The sequence below is a fragment of the Immundisolibacter sp. genome (assembly GCF_041601295.1).
Lineage (GTDB): Bacteria > Pseudomonadota > Gammaproteobacteria > Immundisolibacterales > Immundisolibacteraceae > Immundisolibacter.
In genome coordinates, this window is sequence record NZ_JBFIII010000029.1 from 23072 (window position 1) to 30330 (window position 7259).

7 protein-coding genes are annotated in these 7259 nt (G+C 62.4%); 4 read left to right on the top strand and 3 right to left on the bottom strand.

All coding sequences use genetic code 11. From position 1 onward, the window contains the following. Nucleotides 1-31 precede the first annotated feature (31 nt). Genes ABZF37_RS05655 through ABZF37_RS05670 form a run of 4 tightly spaced genes read left to right on the top strand, consistent with a single transcriptional unit; the run spans nucleotide 32 to nucleotide 3169 of the window. The gene (locus ABZF37_RS05655) at nucleotides 32-427 is read left to right on the top strand and encodes a DUF2782 domain-containing protein (protein WP_372717674.1); all 396 of its coding nucleotides are present in this window, start codon (nucleotides 32-34) and stop codon (nucleotides 425-427) included. Nucleotides 428-439: 12 nt separating this feature from the next. After that, nucleotides 440-1393: a homoserine kinase gene (locus tag ABZF37_RS05660; RefSeq protein WP_372717676.1), complete on the top strand. Its 954-nt coding sequence runs from the start codon at nucleotides 440-442 to the stop codon at nucleotides 1391-1393. A gap of 13 nt (nucleotides 1394-1406) precedes the next feature. Further along, complete coding sequence (locus ABZF37_RS05665; RefSeq protein WP_372717678.1) at nucleotides 1407-2339, top strand: DMT family transporter; 933 nt, start codon at nucleotides 1407-1409, stop codon at nucleotides 2337-2339. Between the two features lie 11 nt (nucleotides 2340-2350). Continuing rightward, nucleotides 2351-3169: an SDR family oxidoreductase gene (locus ABZF37_RS05670; RefSeq protein ID WP_372717680.1), complete on the top strand. Its 819-nt coding sequence runs from the start codon at nucleotides 2351-2353 to the stop codon at nucleotides 3167-3169. A 306-nt stretch (nucleotides 3170-3475) separates the two neighbouring features. Here ABZF37_RS05670 and ABZF37_RS05675 read toward each other — a convergent pair whose 3' ends face one another. The 3 genes from ABZF37_RS05675 to ABZF37_RS05685 form a co-directional block, all read right to left on the bottom strand. Then, nucleotides 3476-4801 (bottom strand): UDP-glucose/GDP-mannose dehydrogenase family protein, encoded by a 1326-nt coding sequence (locus ABZF37_RS05675; RefSeq protein ID WP_372717683.1) that lies wholly within the window; start codon nucleotides 4799-4801, stop codon nucleotides 3476-3478. Nucleotides 4802-5060: 259 nt separating this feature from the next. Continuing rightward, entirely contained in the window at nucleotides 5061-6074 is a 1014-nt protein-coding gene (locus ABZF37_RS05680; RefSeq protein WP_372717685.1) for a methyl-accepting chemotaxis protein, read from the bottom strand. A 34-nt stretch (nucleotides 6075-6108) separates the two neighbouring features. Further along, nucleotides 6109-7151 (bottom strand): IS3 family transposase gene (locus tag ABZF37_RS05685; RefSeq protein ID WP_372717693.1). Its coding sequence is split into 2 segments (ribosomal slippage): nucleotides 6109-6953 and nucleotides 6953-7151, totalling 1044 coding nucleotides; the frame shifts between segments, so codons are not numbered across the junction. Between the last annotated feature and the right edge of the window lie 108 nt (nucleotides 7152-7259).

Below are 7259 nucleotides of genomic sequence, written 5' to 3' on the forward strand. Positions count from 1 at the left end.
TTTTTGCTGCTTGCTTCCAGGAGTTTTATCGATGCGCTGCATGCTGCTGTTCAGCTTGCTGCTGCTTCCCGTAGCAGCAATGGCCGCCGAAAACGGACCGCCGCCAGGCAGCGAAGTACCACCCGATATGCAGGTGGAGCCGCCCAGGCGCGAGGCGCCACCGCCCGCCAGCGAAGTGCCACCCGAGTTGCAAGTTGCGCCGCAGGAAGGGGATGTCCCGTCGCCGGAGGTGACCATCAAGCGTCGCGGCCCCGACACGGTGGAGGAATACGCGATCGGTGGCCGCGTCTATATGGTCAAGGTGAAGCCGGCGATCGGCCCTGCCTACTATCTGGTCGATCCCACCGGGGCTGGCGAGTTTAGTCAGCAGATTAACGATATAAAGAATCCACCGCCGGTGCCACGCTGGGTATTGCTGCGCTGGTGAGCCGAGGTTCAGGTGTCGGTTTACACCCCCGTCGAGCCCGCCGAGGTGGCCACGTTTCTGCGTGACTACGCGGTCGGCGAGCTGCTCGAACTGAAAGGGATCGCCGACGGGATCGAAAACACCAATTACTTCGTGACCACCAGTGGCGGACAGTTCGTATTGACGCTGTTCGAGCGCCACACCCAGGTCGAGCTCGATTACTTTCTGGAACTCATGGTCACGCTGGCCAACCACGGGCTGCCCTGTCCGCGGCCCATCATGGCCGACGACGGCAGCCATCTACGGCGGTTGGCGCAACGCCCGGCCGCCCTGGTGGAACGCCTGCCCGGTCACGCCATCAGCACACCCAGTGTCGCGCAGTGCGCCGCCGTCGGCGAGGCGCTGGGGCGCATCCACCGCACCAGCCGCCATGTGCACCGGCGTCGCACCAACGAGCGCGGGCCTGCCTGGTGGCAAGTCACCGCCGACGCGCTGCGCGGCACGCTCGATGCGGACAGCATGGCGCTGATCGATTCCGAAATCGCCGCTCACGCTGCCTTTGATAATGGGCGCCTGCCGCGGGGCGTCATCCATGCTGATCTTTTCCGAGACAACGCCTTGTTCGAGGGCGAGCGCCTGACTGGCGTGATCGACTTTTACGCCGCCTGCAACGACATCCTGCTGTACGACGTGGCGATCTGCCTGAACGACTGGTGCGTCGGCGCCGACGGCGATTTCGACGACACGCGCGGGCGCGCCTTTCTGAACGCATACGCCCATGGCCGCCCGCCAGTAGCCAGCGAAGCGGACGCGCTCCCGCTGATGCTGCGCGCCGCAGCGCTGCGGTTCTGGCTGTCGCGTTTGTACGACTTCCATTTCCCGCGCGACGGCGAGATCACCCACATCAAGGACCCAGCGCACTTCGAACGCATTCTTCGCAAACGTATCGCCGCCCCGCGGTGGGCGGAAGATCTATGGTCCACATAACGCCCTCCGGCCCGTGCGAGTGACCGGCCTGGCGCGTTTTCTCCCGCACCTGTGGATCAACCTTGCATGCGTGTTCTGGGCCGGCAATATGACCGTGGGGCGGGCACTGCGCGGGCACATAGGGCCGGGATTGATCGTCACCCTGCGCGGCGCGATGTCGCTGGTGCTACTGCTGATGCTGTTGCGGTTCCTGCGCACGCGCAAGGAACCACCGCTAAGACAGGACTTCTGGCTGCTGCTTTTCATGGCTTTTACCGGAGTTGCCGGCTACCAGGGCCTGCTCTACCTGGGCCTGCGCCATACCGACGCCATCAACGCCGCGCTCATGAACTCGGCCGGCCCATTGGTAGCAATCGTCATGGCCTGGGCCGTGCTCGGCACGACCGTGCATCGGGTGCAGTGGTTCGGAGGGCTGACCTCACTGCTGGGCATCGCCGTCATCCTGTCCGGTGGCAGCGTGGAGCGGCTGCTGGCGGTGCGCTTCAATGTCGGTGATCTGGCAATGCTGGTCGGGGTGTTCATGTGGGCGGGGTATTCGGTTGCCGGGCGGATCGTGATGCGCGAACGCTCGGTGCTGTCGGTGACCACTATCACATCAAGCATGGCCCTGCTCATGGTGACGCCGTGGGGACTGTGGGAAGCACAAACGGCGGCGCCGGTGCTCACGCCGGCCGTGTGGGCGGGCTTGGCCTATATGGCAGTATTTGTCGGCGTTGGTGCGCTGCTGGCCTGGAACTACGGCGTCAAGGCCATGGGTCCGGCCGAGGCCATGGCCTTCATGAACATGACCCCGCTGTACGCAGTATTGCTGTCGACCTGGATATTGCACGAGCCCATGCGTGGCCCCCAGATGGCCGGCGCGGTACTGGTGGTCGGCGGCAGTCTGCTGGCCGCCCTGGGCCCACAGTGGTCAGGCAAGCGAACACCCGGCAGCGCGACGACCTGAGGAGGTAGCCAATGGACAGTTTGTTCGGAAAAACCGTGTTCATCACCGGCGCCAGCCGCGGCATCGGCAAGGCCATCGCGCTGCGCGCCGCACAGGACGGCGCCAACGTGGTGATCGCCGCCAAGACCGTGCAGCCGCACCCAAAGCTGGCCGGGACCATCCACAGCGCAGCGCAAGAGATCGAAGACGCCGGCGGCAGCGCGTTGGCGCTAGCCGTGGACGTGCGTGATGAAGATGCGGTCGAAGCCGCCGTGACGCGGGCGGTCGAGCGCTTCGGTGGCATCGACATCCTGGTAAACAACGCCTCCGCCATCAGCCTGACCGACACGCTGCATACCCCGACCAAACGTTTTGACTTGATGCTCGACGTCAACCTGCGCGGTACCTGGACCACCACGCGCGCCTGCCTGCCTCACCTGCTACGGGCCGAGAACCCGCACATCCTGGTCCTGTCGCCACCGCTTAACCTCGACCCACGTTGGCTGGCACCCCACACCGCCTACACCATCAGCAAGTACGGCATGAGCCTGTGCGTGCTCGGCTTGGCGGAGGAATTCCGGGAGCGCCGCGTAGCGGTCAACGCCCTGTGGCCACGCACGGTCATTGCCACTGCTGCAACTGAAATGTTGCCTGGAGTTGACCTCAACACCTGTCGGCGCCCGGACATCGTCAGCGACGCCGCGCACTGGATCCTGACCCGTCCCAGCCACGAGTACACCGGAAATTTCTTTATCGACGAGGCAGTGCTGGCACTGGCCGGCGTAACCGACTTCGACGTTTATGCCATCGACCCATCGCAACCCTTGCTGGCGGACCTTTTTCTCGATTGAGCGCCTGTCGCTTCCGAGCACAAACAACGCAGATCGCCCGCAGCAGAAAAGTGTGGTTTTCCGATGGCTTACAAAACCAAAGGCTTACAGCCATCGATTTTGGCGGTGCGTCCGTGCCGTGCGGGCGCCAATGAATAAACCAGCGGCGCCCTAGGGAAGCGCTGAATAAATCCGTCCTGGATTTGTCAGCGCCCGCCATCGGAAAAGCGTGGTTTTCCGATGACTCACAAAATCAGTGGCTTACAGCCACAGATTTTGGCAGCGCGTCCCTGCGCTGCGGGAGCCGCTGAATAAACCAGCGGCGCCCTAGGTGTTGCGCAAGCTCTCGGTCCGTCCCAGGCAATGGTAGTCAAAGCCGGCGGCGCGCATGGCCGCCGGGTCGTAGACATTACGCAGGTCCACCACCACATTGCCCGCCATGCGCGAACGGATTTGCCGCAGGTCCAGACCCCGGTACTCGTTCCACTCGGTGAGCAGCACCATCGCGTCGGCCCCTTCCAGCGCCGCGTAAGGATCGTCGCAATACTCCACGGTCGCCGGCAGCAGGCTGCGCGCCTCGTGCATGCCTTTGGGGTCATGCGCGCGTATCCGCGCACCCCGGTCCAGTAGCGGCGGCAAAATCGCCAGCGCCGGGGCCTCACGCATATCGTCGGTGTCGGGCTTGAAGGTAAGGCCGAGCACGGCAATGGTCTTGCCGGCCTCGGTGGCGCCCAGCGCCTGGCGGACCTTGAGCACCATGCGTGCCTTCTGCGCCGCGTTTACCTCGACCACCGCTTCGACAATACGCGACGGAACACCAGCTTCCTGCGCCATACGGATGAGCGCCAGCGTGTCCTTGGGAAAACACGAACCACCATAGCCCGGCCCCGGATGCAAGAACTTGCGGCCTATGCGCCCGTCCAGGCCCATGCCACGCGCCACGTCGTGAACATCAGCCCCGACCTGCTCGCATAGCTGCGCCATCTCGTTAATAAAGCTGATCTTGGTGGCCAAAAACGCGTTGGCGGCGTACTTGATCAACTCGGCCGTTTCAAGGCCGGTGACCAGGATCGGCGTTTCGATAAGGTTCAGAGGTCTATACAAACTCCGCAGCAGCGCCTCGGCGCGCGCGCTCTGCACCCCCAGCACGACGCGATCGGGGCGCATGAAGTCCGCGATCGCGGCCCCCTCACGCAGGAATTCCGGGTTGGACGCCACATCGAACTCGGCGTCCGGGTTCACTTCACGCACAATACGCCCAACCTGCCGCGCCGTACCGACCGGTACCGTCGATTTATCAACAATAACGGTGTAACCGCGCAGGTGTTCCCCCACCTGGCGCGCCGCGGCATAGACGTAGCTCAAGTCCGCATGCCCGTCCCCGTGGCGGCTTGGCGTGCCAACCGCAATGAACACCAGGTCCGCCGCTTGTACCGCTGCGGCCAGGTCAGTGGTAAATGTCAAACGCCCGGCTGCGGCGTTCCTCACCACCAGGTCTTCAAGCCCGGGCTCGAAGATGGGGATCTCGCCCCGACCTAGCCGCTGTATCTTTCCAGGGTCGATGTCGACGCAGGTCACGGCCGCCCCAAAATCAGCGAAGCAGGCCCCCGAAACCAAACCGACGTAGCCCGTCCCAATCATCACTACATTCACGCGCGCTTTGCCCCGCTTTGCTTGCGACAGTCTTTAAGCGCCAATCATCGCATGATTACCATCCAATCGACCGCATAAGACACCGCTACGGGTGCTCTTGGAGAGACAAAAAGGCGAAAACCCGTACTCTGAGATCAGCGGCGCGGAAGCCCGCAGCTAACACCATTCGCTTGTATCCCAGTCGAACTCCGGACAATTGGAGAATTCACCCACGGATTCCCGACACCCCGCCGTTAGTCGCCCCCGCGCGCCCGCCAGATTATCTCTTGGCGATACCGTCAAGAAACTCCCTGACCGAACTGCCCAGATTGCCCGAAAGGCCAGCAATATCATTGGCTGAGGTGCTTAGCACTTTAGAAGCCTCTCCCGTATAATTCGCCGCATTCTTAAGGTGCTCGATATTCTGGGAGACTCGCGCTGTCGCTTCAGCAACTCCCGTGACATTTCGGGTTATCTCCTGAATCGTCGCTGTCTGCTCTTCCACCGCCGCTGCGGCGCTGGAAGATAACTCGTCGATCTCTGCGACATTCTTGATAATTTCCTTCATCGCCACGCCCGACTCTTTCGCCGCCACCTGCACGTCATTAATACGACCTTCTATCTCCTGGGTCTTCTCAGCAGTCTCCTGAGCCAACGCCTTAACTGCATCCGCAACCACAGAAAAACTCTTTCCGGCAGCTCCGGCCCTAGCCGCTTCAATCGTCGCGTTCAACGCCAGCAGATGCGTCTGGTCAGCGATCCTCTTGATCGAAAATACCACCTCACCAATATTCTCGACCAAAGTGTTGAGCTGACTGACCTTGTTGCTCGTTAAATCGGCTCCGCTGGCCGCCTTGCTCGCTCGCAGGGCGACATCGGTCACTTGACGCGCTATTTCCAGAGCCGTGCTTTTCAACTGCCCCGTCGCGACCGAGACCACACTTAGATTTGCCCTGGTCTCCTCGCTCGCCGAGCTGACCACCCGACTCGCGTTCTCGGTATCCTGGGCCGTATTCTCCATGTTTCGCGCCGCCCCTAGAAGCCCCTCAGCCGAAACCGCCAGACTACCGATCGCTCCGCCGATCTGGTCATCGAACCTTTTGGCAAGATCTGCCATGGTCGATAACTTCTCCCGCTCAATACTTCTTTCCAGCTCTTCCCTCTGCGCCTTTAATCGGTTGGACTCGAGAATATTTTCTCTAAAAATATGCAACGATCTGACGATCGCTCCCGTTTCATCCTTACTCGCAACCCGATCGAGATCTACATCCAGATCGCCGTTTGCGAGTACCATGGCGACGTCCCCCCGCTTTCAGTAGCGGGGCCGTTTAGAGTCCGGGGTTAGGGTAGCCGATCTCGGCCATCTGTTTGGCGTAGGCGGCGGGCGTCAGCCCGCCCAGTGCGTTCTTGGGTCTTTCCTCGTTGTATTCCCTGCGCCAGGTCTCGATCACGGTGCCGGCGTGCAGGACGTTCTGGAACCAGTGCTCGTTGAGGCATTCATCGCGCAGCCGGCCGTTGAAACTCTCGATGTAGGCGTTCTGGTTCGGCTTGCCCGGCTCGATCAGCCGCAGCGCCACGCCGCGCTCGTGGCCCCACTTCACCATGGCCTTGCCGCAGAACTCCTTGCCGTTGTCCGAGCGGAGGATCTGGGGCAGTCCTCGCTGAAGTGCGAGGCGATCGAGCACCCGGGCAACGCCGACGCCGGAGATGGCCCGCCCGACCTCGATGGCTACGGATTCATGGGTCGCGTCATCGACGATCGTCAGGCATTTCAGGGACCGCCCCTCGGCCGTGCGGTCGAAGACAAAATCCATCGACCACACCTGGTTGGCCGCCGTCGGTCGGAGCAGCGGCTGCCGATCACCGACCGGAACCTTTTTGCGCTTGCGACGCCGCACTTGTAGCTTGGCGGCCTGATACAGCCGTTCGACACGCTTGTAGTTCACTGGCCAGCCTGCCTGCCGAAGCTTGAGGTGGATCATCCCGACGCCGTAGCGCTTGTGCCGGATGGCCAGCGCATGGATCTGCTCGCGCAACTCGACGTTCCGGTCCGGCCGGGGTTCGTAGCGAAAGGCGCTGGCGCTCATCCGGACGACGCCCAGGGCCCGCCGCTCGCTGAGACCGTGATCGATCATCTCCCGCACCCGCGCCCTGCGCACCGGTGCGGTTATGGCTTTTTTCGAAGGACCTCCTTGATGACGTCGTTCTCGAACATCTGCTCGGCCAGCAGCTTCTTCAGCCGGGTGTTTTCCGCCTCCAGCTCCTTGAGCCGCTTGGCGTCCGAGACACTCATGCCGCCGAACTTGCTGCGCCACAGGTAGTACGAGGCTTCGCTAAAGCCATGCCGGCGGCACAGGTCCTTGACCGCCATGCCGGCGTCGGCTTCACGCAGGAAGCCAATGATCTGCTCTTCGGAAAACCGCTTCTTCACGTCCAATCTCCTGGTCAGGTGGGATTGGACTCCAAATCGCCGTGCTAC